Annotated in this window: 20 protein-coding genes; all 20 read right to left on the minus strand. The window is 32.1% G+C overall.

Annotation, left to right across the window (positions count from 1 at the left end; all coding sequences use genetic code 11):
* On the minus strand, positions 1-903 hold the full coding sequence (locus IM755_RS06810; RefSeq protein ID WP_194095052.1) for a class I SAM-dependent methyltransferase: 903 nt from the start codon (positions 901-903) through the stop codon (positions 1-3).
* A 3-nt stretch (positions 904-906) separates the two neighbouring features.
* Positions 907-2,637: an HAD-IIIC family phosphatase gene (locus IM755_RS06815; protein ID WP_194095055.1), complete on the minus strand. Its 1,731-nt coding sequence runs from the start codon at positions 2,635-2,637 to the stop codon at positions 907-909.
* 25 nt (positions 2,638-2,662) lie between these two features.
* Complete coding sequence (locus tag IM755_RS06820) at positions 2,663-3,577, minus strand: polysaccharide deacetylase family protein (protein ID WP_194095057.1); 915 nt, start codon at positions 3,575-3,577, stop codon at positions 2,663-2,665.
* A complete protein-coding gene (locus tag IM755_RS06825; protein ID WP_194095059.1) occupies positions 3,561-4,457 on the minus strand; it encodes a hypothetical protein in 897 nt (298 codons plus the stop codon). The genes IM755_RS06820 and IM755_RS06825 overlap by 17 nt, the downstream gene beginning before the upstream one ends.
* Positions 4,457-5,884 (minus strand): MBOAT family O-acyltransferase, encoded by a 1,428-nt coding sequence (locus IM755_RS06830; protein WP_194095061.1) that lies wholly within the window; start codon positions 5,882-5,884, stop codon positions 4,457-4,459. The genes IM755_RS06825 and IM755_RS06830 overlap by 1 nt, the downstream gene beginning before the upstream one ends.
* A 3-nt stretch (positions 5,885-5,887) precedes the next feature.
* Positions 5,888-6,766 carry a hypothetical protein gene (locus IM755_RS06835; protein ID WP_194095063.1) on the minus strand — a complete coding sequence of 293 codons (879 nt, stop codon included), beginning with the start codon at positions 6,764-6,766 and terminating at the stop codon, positions 5,888-5,890.
* Positions 6,766-8,199 carry an MBOAT family O-acyltransferase gene (locus IM755_RS06840; RefSeq protein ID WP_194095065.1) on the minus strand — a complete coding sequence of 478 codons (1,434 nt, stop codon included), beginning with the start codon at positions 8,197-8,199 and terminating at the stop codon, positions 6,766-6,768. The genes IM755_RS06835 and IM755_RS06840 overlap by 1 nt, the downstream gene beginning before the upstream one ends.
* 91 nt (positions 8,200-8,290) lie before the next feature.
* The gene (locus IM755_RS06845; RefSeq protein ID WP_194095067.1) at positions 8,291-9,247 is read right to left on the minus strand and encodes a hypothetical protein; all 957 of its coding nucleotides are present in this window, start codon (positions 9,245-9,247) and stop codon (positions 8,291-8,293) included.
* Positions 9,248-9,250: 3 nt separating this feature from the next.
* The gene (locus tag IM755_RS06850) at positions 9,251-10,687 is read right to left on the minus strand and encodes an MBOAT family O-acyltransferase (RefSeq protein ID WP_194095069.1); all 1,437 of its coding nucleotides are present in this window, start codon (positions 10,685-10,687) and stop codon (positions 9,251-9,253) included.
* Positions 10,687-11,811 (minus strand): UDP-N-acetylglucosamine 2-epimerase, encoded by a 1,125-nt coding sequence (neuC, locus tag IM755_RS06855; RefSeq protein WP_194095071.1) that lies wholly within the window; start codon positions 11,809-11,811, stop codon positions 10,687-10,689. The genes IM755_RS06850 and neuC overlap by 1 nt, the downstream gene beginning before the upstream one ends.
* A 102-nt stretch (positions 11,812-11,913) precedes the next feature.
* Positions 11,914-12,954: an N-acetylneuraminate synthase gene (gene neuB, locus IM755_RS06860; RefSeq protein ID WP_194095074.1), complete on the minus strand. Its 1,041-nt coding sequence runs from the start codon at positions 12,952-12,954 to the stop codon at positions 11,914-11,916.
* 11 nt (positions 12,955-12,965) lie between these two features.
* Entirely contained in the window at positions 12,966-13,631 is a 666-nt protein-coding gene (locus IM755_RS06865) for an acylneuraminate cytidylyltransferase family protein (protein ID WP_194095076.1), read from the minus strand.
* Between the two features lie 2 nt (positions 13,632-13,633).
* Positions 13,634-15,520 carry an asparagine synthase (glutamine-hydrolyzing) gene (asnB, locus tag IM755_RS06870; protein ID WP_194095078.1) on the minus strand — a complete coding sequence of 629 codons (1,887 nt, stop codon included), beginning with the start codon at positions 15,518-15,520 and terminating at the stop codon, positions 13,634-13,636.
* Between the two features lie 6 nt (positions 15,521-15,526).
* A complete protein-coding gene (locus IM755_RS06875) occupies positions 15,527-16,642 on the minus strand; it encodes a glycosyltransferase family 4 protein (protein ID WP_194095080.1) in 1,116 nt (371 codons plus the stop codon).
* Between the two features lie 38 nt (positions 16,643-16,680).
* Complete coding sequence (locus tag IM755_RS06880) at positions 16,681-17,700, minus strand: glycosyltransferase (RefSeq protein WP_194095082.1); 1,020 nt, start codon at positions 17,698-17,700, stop codon at positions 16,681-16,683.
* Positions 17,691-18,839 (minus strand): glycosyltransferase, encoded by a 1,149-nt coding sequence (locus tag IM755_RS06885; RefSeq protein WP_194095084.1) that lies wholly within the window; start codon positions 18,837-18,839, stop codon positions 17,691-17,693. The genes IM755_RS06880 and IM755_RS06885 overlap by 10 nt, the downstream gene beginning before the upstream one ends.
* Before the next feature lies 1 nt (position 18,840).
* Positions 18,841-20,004: a glycosyltransferase gene (locus tag IM755_RS06890; protein ID WP_194095086.1), complete on the minus strand. Its 1,164-nt coding sequence runs from the start codon at positions 20,002-20,004 to the stop codon at positions 18,841-18,843.
* A 1-nt stretch (position 20,005) separates the two neighbouring features.
* Entirely contained in the window at positions 20,006-20,995 is a 990-nt protein-coding gene (locus tag IM755_RS06895; RefSeq protein WP_194095088.1) for a glycosyltransferase family 2 protein, read from the minus strand.
* An 11-nt stretch (positions 20,996-21,006) separates the two neighbouring features.
* The gene (locus tag IM755_RS06900) at positions 21,007-21,948 is read right to left on the minus strand and encodes a glycosyltransferase family 2 protein (RefSeq protein WP_194095091.1); all 942 of its coding nucleotides are present in this window, start codon (positions 21,946-21,948) and stop codon (positions 21,007-21,009) included.
* Positions 21,949-21,950: 2 nt separating this feature from the next.
* Positions 21,951-22,889, minus strand: a complete 939-nt coding sequence (locus IM755_RS06905; protein ID WP_194095093.1) for a glycosyltransferase family 2 protein — start codon at positions 22,887-22,889, stop codon at positions 21,951-21,953.
* Position 22,890 lies beyond the last annotated feature (1 nt).

Raw genomic sequence — 22,890 nt, forward strand, 5'->3', positions numbered from 1 at the left:
TTATTGTTTCTTTATAAAAGCAGCATACATTACTGGTACTTTGAATTTTGCTGCTTGCTTTTCTGTTATTTTTTCAGAAATTACAATTCTTTCTTCAATGATTTCAAAACCTGCCTGATTTAGCATATCTCTAATTTCAGTTTCATTGTGAAACAAATAAATATGATCAATCATTGGGGCATTAATTGGAGTAGTAATATAACAAACTCCATCTTTATTTAACAATTGGTTGATTTTATTCAACAAATTCAGCGGTTCTTCTACATGCTCTAACACCTCACCCATGGTAATAAAATCATAGGTTTCACTTTCTCTAAAATCAAAAATATTTTTTAGAAAATAGTTTACTTGATTCGTATTAATAATACCTTGTGCTAAATCTAATGAGCTTTGACTAATATCAACCAAATCAAATTTTTCGATATTCGTTAGCAAATTTACGGCTTCGTTCATATACAAACCGTGTCCGCCACCAATTTCTAAATATTTTTTTCCGCCTTTAGCGTATTTATTAATGTTTTCAATAAAAAACAAAATGCGTTCATATTGATCAAACCAAAGAAATTGGGCCAAAACCAAACCATGCATGTGATACGTCATGATTTCGGGATTACCGTAGATTCTTTTTTCTACATCATCGAAAGAACTATTAGAATACTTTCCTTCTCTAATGAATTTGAATCGTTCTTCTAACATATCTTCAATCATATGAAGATAACAATCCACACCAAAATCGATTGATTTTTGATTACGCTCTAGATATTCATTGTATTTATTGAAAAAAGAATTGGCTAAGTTTTCATAATCAGTACCATAACCTTCCAAATGAGCCACTAATTTTTCGTAATGCTTTGGATTTTTTGCTTTAATCTTATCTAATATAACCTTTAAAATGGTACTCATAAATTATTCATGTGACTTCAAAGTGATGTAATTGGTTCTTTCTTTATATGCTTTCAATGGTAAAAACCAGAAATCATTTTCTTGCTCAAAACCTAAATTTTGATAATGATTTTTTACAATTTCGTTTTTTGGAGTTGGAATATATTCACCTATAATACGTTCAAAACCATTCGCTTTTGCATACGCTGTTAAAGTATTCAACATAAAGTTTTCCATTCCGCGTTTTAATACACGACAACTCATAAACCAAGACTCAATAAACAAATCTGTTTCGCTATTCTTCTTTAAAACAACAACTGCTATCAAACCATTATCCCCAAATTTATCTTCAAGGGTAAAAGCAAAAGTAGCATATTCATTGGATTTTGCAAGATTTTCGATATCCGATTCGGTATAACGAACAGTTCTTAAATTAAATTGATTAGATCGTTGCGATAATTGGGCGACCCTTGGAATATTAAATTTAGTAAAAGAAGCGACTACAGAAATCATATCCAAACTTTTCAAAAAATCATCTTCGTTTGTAAACTTCTGTTTGGTAACCGTGCGTTGCGCTTCTATTTGATACAATTTAGTACGTTCTTTATCTTCATCTGAAAAGGAATTGGTTTCAAATAAATTTAAAGTATACAGGTATTCTAAATATTCCGCTGGGTCTTCAGGTAACTCGGGAACCGTAATTCCAGATATATTTTCTCGTACTAAATTACGTTCGAAAGGATTATCATCCAAAAAAACCATAGAATCAAAACCTATATTTAAAATGCGTTGAATATCTCTAATATTATCGGCTTTGTTTTCCCAATTGGCAATAAAAACGGAAATATCTTCCAATCGTAACACCATATCCGGATGCTTTTCAAAAGGTTCTTTTGCAATTGATTCTGTATTTTTACTACAAACGGCAACAATAATCCCTCTATTTTTAAGCTTTTTAATCCAATATTGAAATTCAGTAAATGCTTTTCCAATTCCCAAACTTCCAATTTGAACATTCTCTATACCATCATCACCGATAATTCCTCCCCAAACAGTATTGTCTAAGTCGAGAATAACACATTTTTTCAACTTCCCATTTAGTACGCTTAAGATGTCAACAGTTTTCTGAGCTACTAATGGTAGCACATTTAAACTTAAAACCATTTCAGTACTAATGTAAACTGAAGTATGAAAAAAATTGGCTTTTCCCACTTGATTTTGAATGGTAGCTAAATCGCAGATATAAAAATTTGTAGTTCGATTTGCGATATGCATTAACTCGAAATTTAACTTTCGAAGTTGGTATAAAAATGATGTTTCCGTTTTAGTAGCATAACTTCCAAAAACGGCATCATCGATTTCATTATAGTTGTAATAAATGATTTTAGCGGTTGAATTCGAAGAAATATTAGCAACAATAGCCTCAATATTTTCAATTTCTCTCGTTGCTAAACTTGATTGTTGTTCGACTTTAAGTTTGTTGTACTTGTTTAGCAATTTATGAGAAGACAAAAAAAGTACAATGATATCAGGTTGAAAGGCATACATTTCGGAATCAGAATTAAATACCTGCATTTCAATTTGGTTAAAATCAGCTTCCCAAATTTGCAAATCTAATTCCGCATCAAAACCTTCACCACGGATAGCTTGAGACAAAAACTGAGTGGAAGTATCTCCTAATATGGCTACTTTTAAAGACTTAAATCCTGAAAAATCCTTTTTTAAATTTTTCCTCAATTGAGAAAAATCCTTCATATTGCTATTTTAATAGTGTAACTTCTTACGGTTTATAATTCTTACCTCCTACTACATCATTGCAATCAAATCGGTTCAAAAGCAATTTATTTTGAGATTTCTCGATAATCCCTTTCTTTGTAGTAAAACCATACAAATATCCGACTTTTTTAGCAGTTTCAGCCACTAAATCAGTACAAGCTTCTGGCGTTCCATAAGGATAAGCAATCATTTGGATAGCTTTACCCGATAGTTGTTCCAAATAGTTTTTACTATGCTCTAATTCATAAATCAATTTATCTTCACGCAACAATCCTAATGGATAATGTGTATGCGTATGACTACCTAAACAATCTATATTTGCCAAATACTGCAATTGTGACTTCGACATGTATAGCGATTCTAAAATTTCACTTTCTAAAAAATGCTTTTCAAAAATTGATTGCACTAACAATTCTTGTACATCAAATGAGATTTTAAAATTAAGCAAATACTTTAATTCTGCACTCGCTGTATCATCAAATCTGTAATTGGTTGTAGCTTTTTGCAATTCTTCTTGTGTTAGCATCGCAATCTTCTGCTCTTTTAGATAATCCAACAACAAATGAGATGGAATAACCGAACGCAATAAATGAATTTTATGCACCGTACTCACGCGACCTTCCTCAGTATTCATGGAATTGGCAAAGAAAATAGCCTGCATACCCAATTCATCTAAAATGGGAAGAGCAAAATCGAATTGTTCTTTTAAACCATCATCGAAAGTGATAAAGAAAAAATTATCTTTTGAAACAACCAATTCCTCATAATTTGCCAAAAACTCAGAAGGTGTAATCAAATCACCTTCATTTTTAAACAATTTCAACTGCTTTTTAAATGCTGTCGGAGTAACTCCAAAAATACTCGGATAAGGAGCAGAATAATCTTCCCTTATGTAATGATAATTACTTACGGTTAGCATTTCGAATGGTATTAAATTGGACAGCAAAATCTTGGGAACATTGGGCTCTACCTAAACTATTCACGTGCAAATTATCATAAAATAAGGAATCTACCGAAATAAAATCGGAATGATTTACAAAATAATCTTTTGTAGTAACTTGTACCGAATTTTTATATAATGGCGATTGGTATAAAACCAATGTAATGCCATTCTTTTGACAAAAATCTTTTATTTTTTTGAAATAAGGATTCTTAAATTGTATTGCTGTAGTCGTTACTTCTGCTTGTAATGGAGCTCCTAAATTGGGATAACTATAATTTCCTTTTTCATCAAATCGATTACGCTTTTCTGGTTTCAAAATGGTGAATAAAGAAGGATAAAAAAGTTCCGTATTGTAATAACTAACTCCCACCAAAGGGAAATAAGTAGCATATTTTAAAACAGGAAATCCTTCGTAAGGAATAGATTGGTAATACCCGCTAACAGCCTTTGTATTGCGTTCTGATAAAAAGCGATAATCGTTATTATTCAAAACTGGATTTTCATTGGCTAAATCCCAAGGCGTTACTGCTAAAACCAGATAATCCGTTGTTTTTTGTTGTTGGTAGAAAAATTGCAACATCAAATAATGAGAACTCAAAGCGGAATCATCCATACTAATATTCAAGCCCTTTGTTTTTAATTTTTCGTCAATTAATTTCGTGTCTAACGTAGTTAATCCTGTGCTAGAACCTAATACCACATAATCAAAATGCTTTTCTTTTACACCGTTTTTGACAAATTGAGGTTTGTATAAATTCGATTTTCCAATGAAATATAAAGACAGCCATGCGATTCCATTTCCAATCAAAAGAATGAAAAAAGTATAAAGTACGATTTTGGTTAAAAACTTTTTCATTAGAATTGAAAATAAATAAAGTCCATTTGATTTTTAAAACTGCCCATAAAGAAAATCAACAACACTAAAAGCAAAGCTCCAAAAGCGGAGATTTTAGGCAATTCTCTTTTTTTAGTCACCCAAAGTAATTCTTGCATACTTAAAATTCCGACTGCCAATACACTTAGTGCAAAAATCATCAAATTAGCATTAGTTTTATAGAATAAGGATAATCCTAAATTTTTCAATTCAAATAGATGCGCTAAATACTGAAAAGCATCTGATATAGAATCTGCTCTAAAAAATACCCAACCGATGCAAACTACTAAAAAGGTTAAACCAATTTTAGCAAAATCGAGCCAACCATAAGATTTGGTAATCAAGTGACTTCTATTTATGTTGAAAAGTAATAATGGTAAAAATAGTAAGGCATGAAATAAACCCCAAACTACATAAGTCCAGTTGGCACCATGCCAAAAACCACTTACCAAAAAGATAATCATCACGTTTCGAATTTGAAACACTTGCGAACCTTTTGAACCCCCAAGTGGAATATAAATGTAATCGCGAAACCAAGTAGATAATGAAATGTGCCAACGACGCCAAAATTCTGCGATATCGCGTGAGAAATAAGGAAACTTAAAATTCACCATTAAATCAAATCCAAAAAGTTTGGATAATCCAATAGCGATATCTGAATATCCTGAAAAATCCCCATAAATTTGAAAAGCGAAGAATACCATTCCTACAAACAATTCACCACTGGAATACGCTTCTGGATTTTCAAAAATTTTATTGACAAAAAAAGCACAGTTATCTGCTACTACAACCTTTTTGAACATTCCCCAAATAATCAATTTGACACCGTCCACCGCGTTTTGATAATCAAAAGTTCGGTTTTTATAAAACTGAGGTAATAAATGCGAGGCTCGTTCAATTGGTCCCGCTACTAACTGTGGAAAGAACGTAACAAAAGCAGCAAAATCGATGAAACTTTTTGTAGGTTCCATTTCCTTTCGGTACACATCAATGGTGTAACTCAATGTTTGGAAGGTATAAAATGAAATCCCTACGGGAAGTATAATATTTAAGGTACTGGCTTCCATGGTAATTCCGACACTTGACCAAGCTTCTATCCAACTTGCCACAAAAAAATTGTAATACTTAAAGAATCCTAACATTCCCAAGTTCCCGACCAAACTAATTCCTAATAGCAATTTTCGCTTTTTGGAAATGGCTGTTTTTCCTAATTGAATCGCAACAAAATAATCTAGAAAAGTACTTGCAATAATTAAAGATAGAAAACGCCAATCCCACCAACCGTAGAAAATATAACTGGCTACCAACAACAATATATTTTGTGCTCGCAATTGGTTTTTAAATACAAACCAATACAAGAAAAAAACAGTAGGTAGAAAAAGTAAAAATTCTAACGAGTTAAAAAGCATGTACTATTTTTTAAATAAATCTTCAATAATTTTTGCGGTGTACAACCTAGCTCCTTTATCATTCAAATGGCCACAAGATGAAAAGTATTGATCTCCCTCCACTACATGTTCGTACTCTTTAATTTCAGGATACAACGCTTTTACTTTTTTAAAGTAATCCATTCCTTTTACATTAGAACACATTGGAGTTGTAACGGCAATTAAATTGATATGATTAGTTTTACAAATTTGCTTAATTTCTTCGAAATAACGGTTACGTAAAGGCACTAAACTTTCAATATTATTTTTCATATTGGCCTTAGGATTAAATCCAAGAGGATAATATCCGTTATTAGACAAAGTATTGGTTGGTTCGTTTACCAATGTTTTATACCAAGCTCTAAAACCTACTTTAGCATCAAATTGTATGTAACGATAAAACGGCACATAATACAATTCGGTAAAATCGGGTTCGTTTTTAAAATGTTTCGTTATAGTTTTCGATTGGTGCATAAAAGGCATAAAGCGACCGAAAGTACCATCATCACGTTTTTCGTTGGATAAATTCAAATCGGTTTCTACGATTACATTTTTTATTTTCCATCCTCTTTCAACCATCAATTTTAAAAGTAATGAAGTTTCAAACAAATGGGCGCCACTCATTCCATAATTAAAGGTTTTCAGACCTTCTTTTTCAAACAATTCGGATACAAAATGATTATTGGCTCTAGAAGTTCCTAAAATAATCACATCATAGTTTTGTGGTTTCGAATTGATAACGTGTTCCACTTTATTTCGAGTTTCCGATTGCGCAAAAACAGTAGTATAAATAAAATCCAATGCAAAAGCAGAGAGCAAAAGCACCAACAAAATTTTCCCTATAAAGATTAAAAACTGTTTCATTAGAATTGGAAATAAATAAATTCTTTATAATCGGAATACACACCTAAAGCCAATAAAGCTAAAATCGCTAAAGTTACTTTAAGCCAACTTGCCTTTCCTGATAAAGGCTCTACTTTGGTACGATTGAACCATTCTACAAATACAAAAACCAATACCAAAAATAGCAATTCAAAACTATAACGTTCGTTACTCAAATACTGCGAATCAAAATGGAAATCGGTTACCATTTTTTGGATATACCCAATAGCTTCTGAAATAGATTTGGCTCTGAAGAAAATCCAAGCAATAGTGGTTAAAACAAACGTGCCTAAAATATTTAAAATGGTTTTTACGCTATTGAAATCCCAACTCATTACAATTTCGCCCATATTAGAACGATTCTTATTTTGTAACAACAAAGGCAAGAAGTAAATCGCATTCAACAAACCCCACACAATAAACGTCCAATTAGCGCCATGCCAGAATCCGCTCACTAAGAAAATGATGAAGGTATTTCGCACTTTCATACACATACCACCTTGACTTCCGCCTAACGGAATGTACAAATAATCACGAAACCATGATGATAATGAGATATGCCAACGACGCCAAAATTCGGCAATATCTCTGGAAAAATAGGGATAATTGAAATTCTTTAATAAATCGATTCCAAATAATTTTGAGGTTCCTAATGCAATATCAGAATACCCTGAAAAATCGCCATAAATTTGGAAAGCAAAATAGACCGCTCCTAATATTAAGGATAACGAATTCATGGACTCGTAATTATCAAAAACAGCATTAGCATAAGTAGCACAACTATCCGCAATTACTACTTTTTTGACCAGTCCCCAAATAATTTGACAAACCCCTTCTTTGGCTTTTTCAAAATTAAAATAACGTTTGATTTTCACTTGCGGTAATAAGTGCGTCGCTCTTTCAATAGGCCCAGCTACTAAAAGCGGAAAGTAACTCACGAATAACGAGTAATCGATAAAATTGCGTTCGGCAGTAATGCGTTTGTAATAAATATCAATCACATACGACAAGCCGTGAAACGTATAAAAGGATATTCCAACAGGAAGAATCAATTTCAATAAAACAGGATTGGTTTGAACTCCGAAACCATGCAACAAATCGGCAAAAGATTGCGCAAAGAAATCATAGTATTTGAAAACACCTAAAAATCCTAAATTGATTCCAATAGTCAACCACAACCAAAACTTTCGCTTTTTATCGGTCGTACTGGTTTCCATCATAATGGCACTGAAGTAATCCAACAAAGTAGAAAACACCAATAAAAACAGAAAACGCCAATCCCAACACGAATAAAAATAATAACTCGCTACAATTAATACCGCATTTTGCGTGGTTTTGTTTTTATTAAAAACGAACCAATACAGTAAAAATACAATGGGTAAAAATATAGCGAAGGATAAGGAGTTGAAAAACATTTAATTATCTCTAAATTGTTTTTGATGATTTAGTTGCCAAATATCGGGTATTTCTTTGAATTGAGAAACTATTTAAAGAATTAGAAAAACACTATTTGATTGTATTGTGCTTTACAATTTCATCTTGAACCAATTGTTCGGGATTAGAACTTTCAACAAGTCCTTTCTTGAGCAAAGCATCAAAAAATAATGAGAATTTCTTAGCACCTTTATAATTTAAGTGCTCTAAATCGGCATAATCATCATTTAACAAATAGAAGTTTTCAAAATCTAAATAAAACAGTTGTGAATATCTAGTTTTTAAATTTTTTTGTAATTGTTCTTCATTTTCACAATAAGCATATTTGGGGTGTTGTGGCGATCTTATTAAAAATAATTGGATTCCTCTTTTTTTACAAATCGATGCTATTTTATCAACAAAGGGTAGATTAGTAGTATCGACTACTATTTTCGTAGAGTTAAGTTTTTTCTGCTTTTCATTACTTTTAATAATGGAATCTACTTTCTGTCTAGGGTTGGCATAAAAACTACCCCAATCACGTTGATCCAATATGTTTTTTTTTCGATATAACAGAAAATTTAAATTATTCTTGATAACCATTTCTTGGGATTTAAAATAACTCCATGGATTCTGTTTTATCAAAAAAGAATGATCCTCAAAAGTCATAACGGGAGCAAAATTGGGAATATTCACAAGATTTTTTTGAGTATCTTCAATCCACTTAGTCATATCAGTAGAAATCTGATTATTAGTAAGTTCTAAAAAAACTACTTTAACATTTGGATTGGATTCTATAATTTTTTTTGCTTTTAAATAAGTATAAAAATAATGTTCTCCACCTCTAGCAAAATTTTTTGTTTTTTGAATTACAGAATCATTAAAAGCTTCTTCAGGATGTGAGTGACCTAGTACAATATACGCGTAATTTTTATCAATTGAAAAATTGGAATCTTTATTAATTAAAATGTTGGATGACACAATAATCCCAATTAACATTATGAATGTCAATAAAGAAAAAACAAATATTCTTTTAATAAATCTTTTCATCAATTAAAATTGAAAATATATAAAATTCTGCTCCTTGGCACCAAAATAAATCAACATCAAAATCAGGAACAGATAAAAACTCCATCTAAAAATAACATACCAACTCTTTCCAAAATTAGCTATCGCATAATTATTTTCTCTTCCTAACCATTCCATCAATAAAAAACAGCCACAAAGTAATAGTTCCATTTTGGGTAAATTCTCAGGTATCGAAAGTATAGAATTTGAAAAAATCCCTTTTAAATACAAAAAAGCTTGGCTAACAGATGCTGCTCTAAAAAATATCCAGGCTATTACGGTAAGACCAAAAGTTAATAGAATATGGCAAAAATCTTTAACTGAAGGCAAAAATTTCCCTTTTGCTACAATCTCTAAATTATTTCTATTCGTGTTTAAAATAATAGACGGCATAATATAAAGGGCATTTAATGCGCCCCAAACGATAAAAGTCCAATTAGCACCGTGCCAAAAACCACTGACTAAAAAGATAATAAAGGTATTTCTAACTTTCATCCACATGCCGCCTTGACTTCCACCTAAAGGAATGTATAAATAATCGCGAAACCAAGTAGATAATGAAATGTGCCAACGACGCCAAAACTCGGCAATATCTCTAGAAAAATAAGGATAATTAAAGTTTTTCAATAATTCTATTCCTAATAATCTAGAACTTCCTAAAGCAATATCCGAGTAACCCGAAAAATCACCATAAATCTGAAAAGCAAAAAACACAGCTCCTAAAACTAGGCTACTACCCGAATGGCTTTCAGGATTGTCAAAAATCGCATTAGCATAAAGAGCACAATTATCAGCTATTACTACTTTTTTAATCAACCCCCATAAAATTTGTCTTAGCCCATCTACCGCATTATAATAGGAAAAATCTCTTTTCTTTTTTAATTGAGGTAACAAGTGAGTCGCTCTTTCAATTGGACCTGCTACCAATAAAGGAAAATAACTCACAAATAATGAGTAATCGACAATATTACGCTCAGGTTCGATACGATTTTTATAAATATCAATCACATAAGACAAACCATGAAACGTGTAAAAAGAAATACCAACAGGTAGAATAATTTCAAGTGTTCCTATATTTACCTGAAAACCAAAATGGCTTAAAAAATCAGCAAATGATGCAGCAAAAAAATTATAATATTTGAAAACACCTAAAAAACCTAAATTAACAACAACGCTTAACCAGAACCAAAATTTCTTACTTTTTATCGTTGATGCATCATACATCTTTAGCCCTGTGTAGTAATCTAGTCCAGTAGAGAAAATAAGCAAAAATAAAAACCGCCAATCCCAACAAGCATAAAAATAATAACTTGCAATTAGCAATAAAATATTTTGAAGTTTTAAGGACTTATTATTAGCCCACCAGTAAATAATAAATACTATGGGTAGAAAAATAAAATACTGTAGGGTATTAAAAAGCATTAACTATCTCTGAATTGTTTTTGATGATTAAGTTGCCAAATATCCTCATTTAATAAGGATTTCAAAAACAACTCGGCACTATTTCCTTTTCCAAAATCACTTTCTGTTGGTTGTACTTTATGAGTATCTATAACATTCAGAGCATTAGAAATACTTTCTGATGTATAATCTACATTGATGATATCGGCGTGAAGGGCTCTATTTTGTTGTCGTGTACCGATATTGATAATGGGTAAACCATAATAAGGAGCTTCTCTAATACCCGCACTACTATTTCCAATAATGAACTGAGATTTTTTTAATAGAGTTAAAAAATATTCAAAACGCAACGATGGAAAAACTCGAAAACGAGGATTTCCTTTTAATCTTTCATACGCTTTTAAAATGGTTTGACTCCCTAAATCGTTATTAGGATATACGACTACATAATTATGATGATCCGCTAATAAAGCTTCTACAAAATTGTCTGCGTATTCTTGCATGAATTTGGCTTCTGTTGTCACTGGATGAAACATTGCCACTGCATATTTATCATATGCAATTTCATAATACTTTTTAGCAGTTTCTAAATCGGGTAATGTATTAGAAAACATAATATCTACATCCGGAGAACCGATTGTAAAAATAGCATTTTCTAATTCGCCCATTTGAATCAAACGTTTTTTGGCTTGTTTATTAGAAACAAAGTGAACGTGACTCATTTTACTAGTGGAGTGACGGATTAACTCATCGATAGTTCCAGAAACTTCACCTCCTTCAATATGCGCTACTAAAATGTTATTCAAACTTCCTACAATCGCACCAGCTAAGGCTTCCACTCTATCTCCATGAATGACAATCATATCAGGCTCACAAGATTTTACATAAGTAGAAAGTCCTTCAATGGTCTTCGCTAAAGTCAAATCCATCGTGGTTTCGTGCGTGTGATTTTCGAATGTATGAATATTAGTAAATCCACATCGTTCTACTTCTAGCAAAGTATAACCATATTCTTTTTGCAAATGCATACCTGTAACAAAAATAAATGGTTCAAATTCGGGATGTGCTTCCAAAATTTGAATCAAGGATTTTATTTTACCAAAATCGGCACGAGTACCAGTAAGAAATAGGATTTTTTTGGACATTTTTTGTATGCTATCGTGTTGCAAATATAGGATTTTTGGTTAATGATTATACAAAGACCTGACAGGTTTTTGAAACCTATCAGGTCTTGTAATTATATGTAATTACTCAAAATCCCCAAAATCCAATTGCTCGTCATTGGCAATAGCTCTTGTAGCTTTTTTTCCTAACAACGAATCAAAATGCTCTGCTAAAATTTTTCCGGTTCCTGGACGTTTGACCCAAATGTTTTCTTTCGTTAACACTTCTCCTTTTTGGATAGAAGCAATAGAACAAACCGTTGCAAAAGCGAAATCAATAGTCACTTGTTCTTCGTCCGCTGGTTTTTTTGTTCCGCCACGCATTTGCGCCATCTCGGCACTATTAATGATTAATTCTTTACACGCTTGTTCATCCATACTACATACAATGTCTGGACCTGTTCGGTTCATGTGGTCAGTAAAATGGCGCTCTAAAATGGATGCTCCTAAAGCTACTGCTCCTAAACATGCGTTATTATTTAGGGTGTGATCAGACAATCCAAAAACTTTATTAGGGAACGCTTGATGCATTTCCATCATAGCACCAAATCGTACTAAATGAATTGGTGTGGGATATAAATTCGTAGTATGCAATAACGCTACTGGAATATTATGTTTGTCAAAAACAGCTACTGCCTTTTGAATACTTTCTATGGTATTCATGCCCGTACTTAAAATGACTGGTTTCCCAAAAGAGGCAATATGCTCTAATAAGGGATAATTATTACATTCTCCCGAACCAATTTTATAAGCTGGAATATCAAACTTTTTCAAACGTTCGGCCGCAGCACGAGAGAAAGGAGTTGAGATAAAAATCATGCCTTTGCTTTCCACATAATTTTTTAATTCGAGTTCTTCTTCTTCGTTTAAAGCACAACGCTCCATAATTTCATAAATAGACACATCAGCATTGCCTGGAATGACTTTTTTAGCGGCACCACTCATTTCGTCTGCTACGATATGGGTTTGGTGTTTCACCACCTCAACGCCTGATCTGTGTGCAGCATCTACCATTTCTTTGGCTACTTGAAGCGAACCTTCATGATTAATACCGATTTCAGCGATAACTAATGGTGGAAAATCGGGTCCTATTTTTCTTCCTGCTATTTCTATGTAGGGATTCATATGTTTAGTGATTAGTGATTGGTTTTATTTAAAAGAAATTCTGCGTAATCAAAATCTTCTTGTGTATCGATATCTACATTAGCAAAAGGATGATTTACTTCCAACGGAAAAGCTTCTTTTGTAATGATTTCATTATTTAATATTACAGATGCTTTTGCAATATAAAGCAACCCATTTTCGTAATATAAAGGTTCTAAGTCTTGACTGCGTTGCCCTACTTCATAATTGTAAGGAATGAATTTATGGTTTGTAATTTTTCCTAATTTATGATGACTGCGCGAAACGGTAAACAAACTATCTACTTGTTGCTCTTGAAAAATCGTAAAAGCTTCTTGTACTAGATTTTTTGGTCGTAAGGGATTGGTAGCTTGTAATAATATTACATTTTCAACTGCTCCATCAATGGATTCTAAAACATGCTTTAAAGCTGAAACAGTGGGTTCCAAATCGCCTGAAATTTCTTGAGGTCTATCAATTACGATAGCACCATATTGCAAAGCTATTTCTTTTATAGCCACGTCATCTGTGGAAACGTAAACCTCATCAATAAAATCATGCTCTTTCGCATACAAAATACTGTGAGCAATAAGAGGAATTTCGCCTAATAACTTTATGTTTTTTCCGGGTAAGCGTTTTGATCCTCCTCGTGCTGGTATTATGGCTATGGTCTTACTCATAATTAATTCAATTTAATGGATTCGGGATTCATTTTCAAATGAAAAACACGTAACCAAATTTCAAAAACCAAAATACTATATAATAATTTCCCCATTTTAAATGAAGGATTGGCTCTGTAACTTAAAATAAGTTGTATCACAGTTTTAGAATCAATCAGATTCATGTCGGATGAAATGCCTTCTTGCATGAAACGTTGTAAAATGTCGCCCCATGAAGTTTTTAAATAATCGTAATACGGAATAGAAAAACCTTTTTTAGGTAATTTAAAAAAATCTGCAGGAATATAATCTGAACCTATGCTTTTCAATAATTCTTTATCAATTCCGTTAGGCATTAACTGTTCTATGGTTAAATGCGACGTATATTCTAAAATACGATAATCTAAAAACGGACATCTCGATTCTACCGAATGAAACATATTAGCTGTATCCATTTTAAGTAAAAAATCGTCTGTTAAATTGGATTTCACTCCCACATACAACATTTTATCTTCTTCTGAAGAAGCAAAATTTGCAGCTTCTTTATATTTTTTTATCAGTTGATTTTCAAACTTTTGATTCGTTTTAAAAAGGAATTGCGATTGTTTTTGGGGTAATGATTTTAAATGATATAGGGTTTCTACTCCTGCCCATTTATAAATTCGGGCATCGGTAATTTTTGAATATCCGTAATCAAAAGGTTTTGTATCTGATTTTTTTATTACAAGTTCCACTAAACTCTTCGTTAGGCTATTTCCTGAAAAGGTGTTTTTTCGAAACTGTAATGGTCGTTTATATCCGCCAAAAATCTCATCACCGCCATCACCTGAAAGCATTACAGTAAATTCTCTTTTTGCTTCTTTAGCAATTGCCATAGCGGGAAGCAAAGATGCATCCGCTAATGGCTCTATATTTTGTAAAACATAAGGTAAATCGGCCACACAATTGTTGTCTAGATTGACGATTTTATGTTTTATTTTTAAGGTATTAGCCACAAAAGATGCTGCTTCTGCTTCATCCGAATTTTTATTATCGGGAACCGACATGGTTAGTGCCGTTATGTCTTGTTTTTGTTTTGAAGCTAATGCCGCAATAACAGTAGAATCGGTTCCTCCACTTAAAAACAAACCTACAGGAACATCTGCCTCTAATTGTTCGGCTACTGCTTCTTTGGCTAATTGATGTAGATTTTCTTTATTCGTTTCAAAATTTGAATTCGTCTTATCTTTGTAATTGGGAGTCCAATACGTTTCCGTCTTAATTCCTGAAGCATTGATAGTCATCATACAACCTGGTCCCAACTTTTGAATCCCTTCATAAATACAAGAATTGACATCAATGTATTGCAAACTAAATAATTCATAAATAGCTTGTTTGCTAATTTGCAATTCTTTTCCAAATAAAGGAACTATTCCTGCCAAATTAGAAGCAAAACCAAACACACCATCAGAATTGTAATGATAATAAAACGGTTTTTCACCAAATCTATCTCGAGCCACAAACGCTTCTTTTTGTTCTGTGTCCCAAATCACAAAGGCAAACATACCTCTAAGTTTGTGGACAATTTCTTTTCCATATGCAATGAAGCCATTTAGTAAAACTTCGGTATCAGAAACACTGTTGAAGTGATATCCTTTTTGCTCTAAGTCGTTCTTAATATCTTTGTAATTGTAGATTTCACCATTAAAAACAATAGCATAGCGTTTGTTTTCCGAAAGCATGGGTTGATTTGATCTTGGATTCAAATCTACAATTGCTAAGCGATTATGACCTAAAATACTGTTCGCATCGGAATGGGTATTGGAAAAATCGGGACCTCGATATTCCATTTCCTTTAAAGAAACGATGATTTGTTCCTTATGAAGATTGGAAACGCCGTTCCAATTAATAATTCCATTTATTGCGCACATAATTCTTTATTGGTTTTGGAATCTTCTTTCCCATTTGGTAAAAATAGCAGCAAATTGTTGCGACCATTCTGGATAATCTAAAATTTGATTTCCTGCCTCTTTATTTTCCCATCCTGAAGCAACTTCTTCTAATGCCATTTCCATACTTGTTACCCAATGTGAAACTACATTTGGTTCTGTTAACAATACACCATCTTTGCTAGTAAAAAAATCAGACACACCGCCATTATCAGCAGCAATACTATAACAACCGCTACAAATTGCTTGTGCCAAACTCAATCCGAAACCTTCCTTCCAAAGAGTTGGAAACAAATAAACATGAGCCAATTGATAATAAGCTACTACTTCATCATTTGGAACTTGGCCAACGAACTGAACGCCTTTAATAGATTCATTTCGTTTTGCTCCTACTACTAAAAGTACGGCTTCATTTTGTAACTTTTCCGAATCTTTCCAAACATTTAAAACAATGCTTAGTCCTTTTTTAGGGCGATCATGTGATAACCATAAAAACACTTTTTTTCCAGTCAACTGATGTTTTTGAAGTAGCGTTTCTTTTTCAGCAACCGAAATTGGCTTATATGTATTTTTCTCAATCGGATTATTCAAAATGGTTACTTCAGGAATAAATTCATCGTAACGTTCTTTATTGAAAGCGTAGGCTTTTTTAGTAAGAAAAATGAATTCATCACAATTTTTCACAAACTTTTTCTGCAAATTATCATCCAATAAATAAGAATGACCACAGCAGTAAAAAAGTAGTGTAACTTTATTTTTGAGTTTTTTTTGTTCGATACATTCGCTAACAGCCAACATCAATTTTACATTATCAACCACACAAACTATTGCATGAGAATGTTGATTAACCAATTGTTCCAAACGGTTGGTATAATGCTGATATCTTGTATTTGGAAAAAACTTTAATCTCCACTTCGATTGCACTTGCTTTTCTCTGTAAAAAGTAGTGGTCGTATTTAATGACTGATTGGTTTCGCCGCAAATAAAATAATCAATTACATTTTGGTCGCTTTTTAAAAAATATTCCAAACGCTGTGACCAAGAACCATTCTTTTGATAAGGAATAGCCTGCTCTGTAATGATTATTTTAGCGATTTTTTTCATGCCTTTAATTTAATCTAAAGAGTAAATATATTGAGAAATTAATAATTTACAACTTCCTCTGATGTTAATCCTCTATATTTCAAAAAGAACCTGCGAATCGCTTTGCGATAGAACAATTTTTCAGGCAATGTGTTTTTTAACCAAAAAAGGAAATTTGAAGGCTGTTTTAAAGGTTTATGCAAAGCAAAATCAATTACCATATCTTGTTTTTTCAAGGCATTGAATGTTTCTTGCATCCAAGCTTCTTGGACATTCCCTAAGTGATACGTATAATTATCATCGGTTGACAAACGCCAGTAGCCTTTACGAATTACGGGTAAATCTAAAATTTTAGCTTCACTAGTACCACCCAAACTAAATGGTGTTGCTGTCACTCCTAAATCAGAAAAAATATCGCCGCGATAAGTAGCTACAAAATGTCCTGCTCCTACAACTGCACTTACCTTATCATTAGTCAAAGTCAAATATTTTTCAAAATGAACCGACTTGTAAAAATTGGGATTTCCAATACTTGTAGCAAAAGCTTCAAAAGCCACTGGATTTTTAACCTTAGAAAAAGCTAAACTCTTTGAAAAGAATCTTTCGGTTAAAATATTAAATGTTTTATCATTAAAAGATTTAGAAGAAGGCGTTGTACACACCAAACCCGTTTTTGGAAAAGCTTCAAACACTTCATAAGTAGCTTTTTGCCAATCGTTTAAAAACATTACATCAGCATCAGTAATCGTGATTAAAGGAAACTGATGTCCCGTCAACCCTTTTAAAATAGCGTTTAGTTTTCCTATGGCAGTAGTATGAATAACTTCTTGAATTTTACAATTTTGTTGCAATTGATTTAGATAAACGATAACTTCTTCGCAACTTCCATTATTAACAACCGAAATATAGGTTTTGGAATGACTTGTTGTTATTAAAGACTCTAAGCAAAACTGTAAAATCTGAAAACTGTCTTTAAAATAATCTTTTTGATGCGGTATATAAACAGGAACAATAACCTGATGCGTAAACTCAGATTTTGGAAGTACTTTATCTTTATTAGGGTTGAAGCCTACTCGCATGTATCGTTTTCAATTTGTTGGTATAATGCTACTATTTTTTGTTGATTGGCATTTAAATCAACATACGCTTTTGCAACACTATAATTTTCTAAAGTGGCTGATTTAATCCAATCTTGATTTTGAATCGCTTTCAAAATTAATTTTTTAATTTCTTCTATATCTTCAGGATTATGAATTAAAAATCCATTATTTCCGTCCTCTATAATTTCAGCTGTTGCACCACCAGGATTCGATTGAATTGGGAAAGCGCCCATAATCATGGCTTCTAACAACGTATTTGGCATGCCATCAGAGATGTTATTCCCAACGTAAATTGCAGACTGCCCCATTAATTTCAATACTTCTTCTTGTTTTAAACCGTGTCTATCATAGACCTGAAAAGGAAGTTTTTTATTGCTAATATAATCCTCAACAACCTTGTGAGCTCCAAAAACGACTACAGAAAATTGCTGTAAATCATCTTTTATTTCTTCTAAGGCTTTTACAACATTCAAGGCTCTTCCAAAAAGATGATGATACCCTTTTACTATAATTATTTTTCGCTCTTCAAATGGCTTTTTATAATTTTCAAAATACGTCAAATCATATCCACCCCCTGTTGGTATTGCACCAAGAAATTTCCCTTTGAAACCATTCTGACTTGCCAAAATACCATCTCGTTTACAATCAGCAGTCATGTAGTCGATTCTTGATAACACTTGGTTCAAATTGGTTTTATGACTCGGTAAATTTTGATAATAAAAAATATCGTTACCCCAACAATTGTATAACCATTTAATTTTTGGAAATTGCAACATGGTTTTCACAATAGGATAAGAACACGTTTGCATTTCAAAACTCTGCACTAAATCAGGTTGCATATTTTTGATGCATGCTTCTAAGGCTTCATTCTCTGTTACTTCTAAATATGGCCTTATAAAGTGATACAATTTTGGAAACTTTTTAGATAACCAATATTCTCCTTTTATGTAAGGTAGTTTTCTTTTTTTCCAATTTGTTATTTGTGTAACTTCCTCTAAAGTTTGAATTTTTCCTTTTCCAATAATATCAAACCAATATAATTCATGACCCGATTCCTTTAGATTTTCAATCCAACGGGTAGCATGAATAGAATGCATTGATATTAGTAGAATTTTCATTTTAGTTGTTCAATATTATTTGTAATTCTTTGAAATAATTTTCAGCCGAATTTTGACTAATCATTTTTAAGTTTTTTTCTCCCTCTTTTTTTCTTAAATCTTCATCCGTTGCTAACTCTTCTATTTTCTGAGCCAAAATATTTTTATCATTTGAAATTAAAAAAGAAGAATCTCCTAAAAGAGCGCAACAACCTTTATGATTTGATGCAATAACAGGCAATCCATATAACATGTATTCCATAACCACATTTGGTGTGCCTTCTATTTCGGAAACTAAAACCCCAATATCTAAAACATTTAGCACATCATGTACATTAATTCCCGACAATAAAGTTACTTTATCTTCAATATTGAGCTTTTTTGTCAATTCAATTAGTTGGTGATATTTATTAAATGTATTCTCGTTGTTATCTTTATTTCCTAAAAATACTAAATGAATTTTAGTGTCTATTTTGATTTCAGAGAATGCTTCTATTAATAACTCTTGATATTTTTCTTCTCTGTAATGTGCTATCATACCAATAACTAAAGAATTACTTGGTATTGACAATTGTTTTTTTAAATTTTCTTTATCTAGACTCTTTCTTTCAATAGCTAAAAATTGAGGTAAAACATGTATCTTATCTTTAGGAACTTTATAATATTCTTTAAATACCTCTAATCCATTTTCTGCATTTGCAATAATTGCAGGTGCTTTTTTAACTGCGATTTTTTCTAACCAATCATAAAAACAAACTTCCAAACCTAACTGATGCCAAAAAGTTGTTTTTGCTCCTGTAAAATTATAAATTAATGAAGCGATTTTAGAGGGGCCATTCATAAAAGGTATTAAAATATCAGGATTCAACTTTCTAATTCCTAATGTTATTTTTACTAAATACTTTAAGGCTCTTATAGCTTTTTTTAGATTTTTAATAGAAAATTCTTCTTTAATCGACAGCGAAGGTGGACCAAAATAATATACTTTATCTAAACCAATTTCATTTAAAAAATTTTGAAATTCAACAGATTGCTCATTTGAATAAGTAACAACAATTGAAACAGAACAATTAAAATTTTCTTTTACATATTTAGCAAAACCTAAGGCTTGTCTTTCAGCTCCACCCAAAATTGCATCCTTGATAAGGATAACAACCGTTTTATTTTGAAAGCTAAAATCTGCCATGTTACTGATATAGTTTTTTAATGATTCTGGAAACGCCACTTCCTTTTATGCTGGCGAAAGGCAACAAAACGCGATCAACTAAAATAAACTTAAAAAAAGTTTTAGTATCTAAAAAAGAGTGTGCCGCCAACAAATGTACTATTTTCTTATTATCATCCTGAAAAGCGCGGCTATTTTCTAAAATAGTGAAACGAAAAAATGTCTTATACGATTGTACAAAGTACGCTTTTATATCCTTATTTTGAAATCGATTTTCCTTGTTATTTTGCATTACAGCAACCAAACTTACCAACAAATGAGCAAAACACTTGACCATTTTAGTTTTAACTTCAATGGAATTGTACTTCTCTTTGTAATTGGCATCGTTTCGATAATAACAATCAATCGCAGGGTATATTTTAAAATCAGAAGCTTGAACAATGGCTTTGATAGCTACTTCTAAATCTTCAAAAACCACTAATTCCGAATTAAAACCAATAGTTTTAAAAAAAGTGGTTTTATAAATTGGAGCTGTAATAGGCCATTGACCATGCAATTGAATAAAAGATTCTAATACTTGGTTTTTATCTTGTTCAGCAACAATTTCCTTTTTTGAAAAATCAGGCTCATCGAGAAAACGTTCCATTTGAAACACTAAGAAATCACATTCTGGATGTTGTTGAAATTGCGCTACTCGATTTTCCAAACAAGTAGAGGCTAATAAATCATCGGCGTCTAAAAAAATAAGATATTCTCCTTTAGCTTTTGTTACGCCATAATTTCGTGCCGAAGAAGGTCCTTTTGGTAAATGGTCTGGTCGTATATATAATTGAAAACGATTGTCTTTTTCTTGATAATTTACAGAAATAGTTTCGGTTAAGTCGATAGAACCATCATCTACTAAAATACATTCCCAATTCGTATAGGTTTGCGTAAGCACACTATTTAAAGTGGCTTTAATATGCTTACTACTGTTAAAAGTGGGAATAATTATGGAAACCAGTGGTTGCAAATTGTTTGTATTTATCGGAACAAAATTGGGAAAAGTTGCTTTCTTTTCCTAATAATTGGGCAGTATTTAATCGCTAAAGTAGAAGTCAGCAACTTTGGATTCGATTTTAGCAGGTAAAACCAATACTTGAACTCAGCTATTAAGTTATACTTTTCTTTGTATCGGTAATAAAACAACCAATTCAGCAGTAAATCAATTTTAGCTTTTCCGATGTTATTTTGAAAACTCCAATGGATAACCGATTCATACATTTTTTGACGATGTACTTTATATTGCTCGGTTTGATTGAAAATATTAGTTTCATGAACACCTCGCATAGCTACGGGTTCCGTTATATTTCCAGCTACTAATTTAGAAGTGAGTGCCATTTTAAGCAACCAATCGGTATCTTCCGCCACAACTAAATGTTCTTGAAAAAGTCCGATTTTGGTTAGCACTTCTTTTCTAATGGTTAAACCATCAATAGAAAAATACCCTTTTTTCCCGTTTAATAGATAGTCAAATAATTCTTTTGGCGGAATAGCTTCTGTAACCGTGGTTAAAGCTAATTCGTTGTGTTCTTCATCTGAAAAATCTCTATAAAAATGAACTCCAATAGCATTATAAACACCGTCAATTGTAGCATCGCTAGCAAAAATTTTGCTATCTATTTCAAAACGATTTTCCAAGTAAAAATCATCCGCGTCTAAAAAAGCGATAAAAGGCATAGTAGCTTTTTGCAGCGCTAAATTGCGACTTGCGGAACGTCCTTTATTGGCATTATTTTCATGATGATAGATTTTAATTCTAGCATCGGATTGTTGTAATTTTTGAAGAATGGCTAGTGAATCATCGGTACTTCCATCGTTTACTAAAACTACTTCCTTTACTTCTTTATGAAACAAAGCAGAAGTAACCGCTTTTTCAATATAAGCAGCAGCATTGTAAACGGGGATGATGACGGAGATATTCAATTTTAAATTTTAGCTAGTAGTTTCAATATCTTTAAACCAATTTTCCTTTTGATTTTACTTTTAATAATAACATTGGTTAACTTATTGAATTCAAAAAAATAATTGCTTTCGGTTCTATTCTCTTTTGAATTTTCATAGAAAGGATTTTCAATATAGTTTACCTTCCAATGCGAATTGCATTTCGTAATTTGTTCAAAGATGAGTTTGTTTCGCTTGTAGCTTTCAAATCTTCTTTTATTGGCTTCTACCAAATCATCAGGCGCAACGTAATGGTTTTGGTGTAACACAATTTGGTCATCAATGAATTTAATCTGCATCTTTTTGTTTTTGATACGCCAAATCAATTCATCATCGTCATATCCTACTCCTTTTGCATAGCGTTCATCAAATCCTCCCAAATCGAACAAATCAGAACTCATCATTGCCGCACAAAAATGAAAGGCTTCTGGTCGAAATTTTGAGTGATTGTACCAACCTAAATCGCCATCAGTTGTGAAAGATCTATTATTGTTTTCGATAAGTTTCGCAATGTTCTTTTCATCAAAAAAAAGCGCATCATCGTCTGTATTCAATTTATCCATTGAAAAACATCCAAAACTTAAATACTCGTTCTCTTTTAAATGCGCATCCACATAGGCTAAAATCGCACCAAAATGATAGCACTCTGGATTTTGAATAATGATTTTATCGCCTTTAACCGCCTCAAAACCAATATTGAAAGGAATACAAGGATTTTTGTACCATTTGTTTTGCTTTTCTAAACGAATTACTCTTAAAAAAGGGAAATCGGTTTGTAAATCTTCTAATCGTTCTGCTTCATCACTACCATCATCGACTACAATAACTTCAAAATCGATTTTACCATAATAAGGCAACATACTTTGTAAAGTACGAGTAAATAACTTTTTTCGGTTGTAATAAGCAGTAACTACAGATATCATA

Origin of the sequence: Flavobacterium proteolyticum, from assembly GCF_015223105.1 — a bacterium.
Classification (GTDB): Bacteria; Bacteroidota; Bacteroidia; order Flavobacteriales; family Flavobacteriaceae; genus Flavobacterium; species Flavobacterium proteolyticum.

Excerpts from the sequence above, each read along its gene's own strand:
- IM755_RS06810 (WP_194095052.1), bottom strand. The coding sequence starts at position 903 with ATGAGTACCATTTTAAAGGTTATATTAGATAAGATTAAAGCAAAAAAT.
- IM755_RS06815 (WP_194095055.1), bottom strand. The coding sequence starts at position 2,637 with ATGAAGGATTTTTCTCAATTGAGGAAAAATTTAAAAAAGGATTTTTCA.
- IM755_RS06820 (WP_194095057.1), bottom strand. The coding sequence starts at position 3,577 with ATGCTAACCGTAAGTAATTATCATTACATAAGGGAAGATTATTCTGCT.
- IM755_RS06825 (WP_194095059.1), bottom strand. The coding sequence starts at position 4,457 with ATGAAAAAGTTTTTAACCAAAATCGTACTTTATACTTTTTTCATTCTT.
- IM755_RS06830 (WP_194095061.1), bottom strand. The coding sequence starts at position 5,884 with ATGCTTTTTAACTCGTTAGAATTTTTACTTTTTCTACCTACTGTTTTT.
- IM755_RS06835 (WP_194095063.1), bottom strand. The coding sequence starts at position 6,766 with ATGAAACAGTTTTTAATCTTTATAGGGAAAATTTTGTTGGTGCTTTTG.
- IM755_RS06840 (WP_194095065.1), bottom strand. The coding sequence starts at position 8,199 with ATGTTTTTCAACTCCTTATCCTTCGCTATATTTTTACCCATTGTATTT.
- IM755_RS06845 (WP_194095067.1), bottom strand. The coding sequence starts at position 9,247 with ATGAAAAGATTTATTAAAAGAATATTTGTTTTTTCTTTATTGACATTC.
- IM755_RS06850 (WP_194095069.1), bottom strand. The coding sequence starts at position 10,687 with ATGCTTTTTAATACCCTACAGTATTTTATTTTTCTACCCATAGTATTT.
- neuC (WP_194095071.1), bottom strand. The coding sequence starts at position 11,811 with ATGTCCAAAAAAATCCTATTTCTTACTGGTACTCGTGCCGATTTTGGT.
- neuB (WP_194095074.1), bottom strand. The coding sequence starts at position 12,954 with ATGAATCCCTACATAGAAATAGCAGGAAGAAAAATAGGACCCGATTTT.
- IM755_RS06865 (WP_194095076.1), bottom strand. The coding sequence starts at position 13,631 with ATGAGTAAGACCATAGCCATAATACCAGCACGAGGAGGATCAAAACGC.
- asnB (WP_194095078.1), bottom strand. The coding sequence starts at position 15,520 with ATGTGCGCAATAAATGGAATTATTAATTGGAACGGCGTTTCCAATCTT.
- IM755_RS06875 (WP_194095080.1), bottom strand. The coding sequence starts at position 16,642 with ATGAAAAAAATCGCTAAAATAATCATTACAGAGCAGGCTATTCCTTAT.
- IM755_RS06880 (WP_194095082.1), bottom strand. The coding sequence starts at position 17,700 with ATGCGAGTAGGCTTCAACCCTAATAAAGATAAAGTACTTCCAAAATCT.
- IM755_RS06885 (WP_194095084.1), bottom strand. The coding sequence starts at position 18,839 with ATGAAAATTCTACTAATATCAATGCATTCTATTCATGCTACCCGTTGG.
- IM755_RS06890 (WP_194095086.1), bottom strand. The coding sequence starts at position 20,004 with ATGGCAGATTTTAGCTTTCAAAATAAAACGGTTGTTATCCTTATCAAG.
- IM755_RS06905 (WP_194095093.1), bottom strand. The coding sequence starts at position 22,889 with ATGATATCTGTAGTTACTGCTTATTACAACCGAAAAAAGTTATTTACT.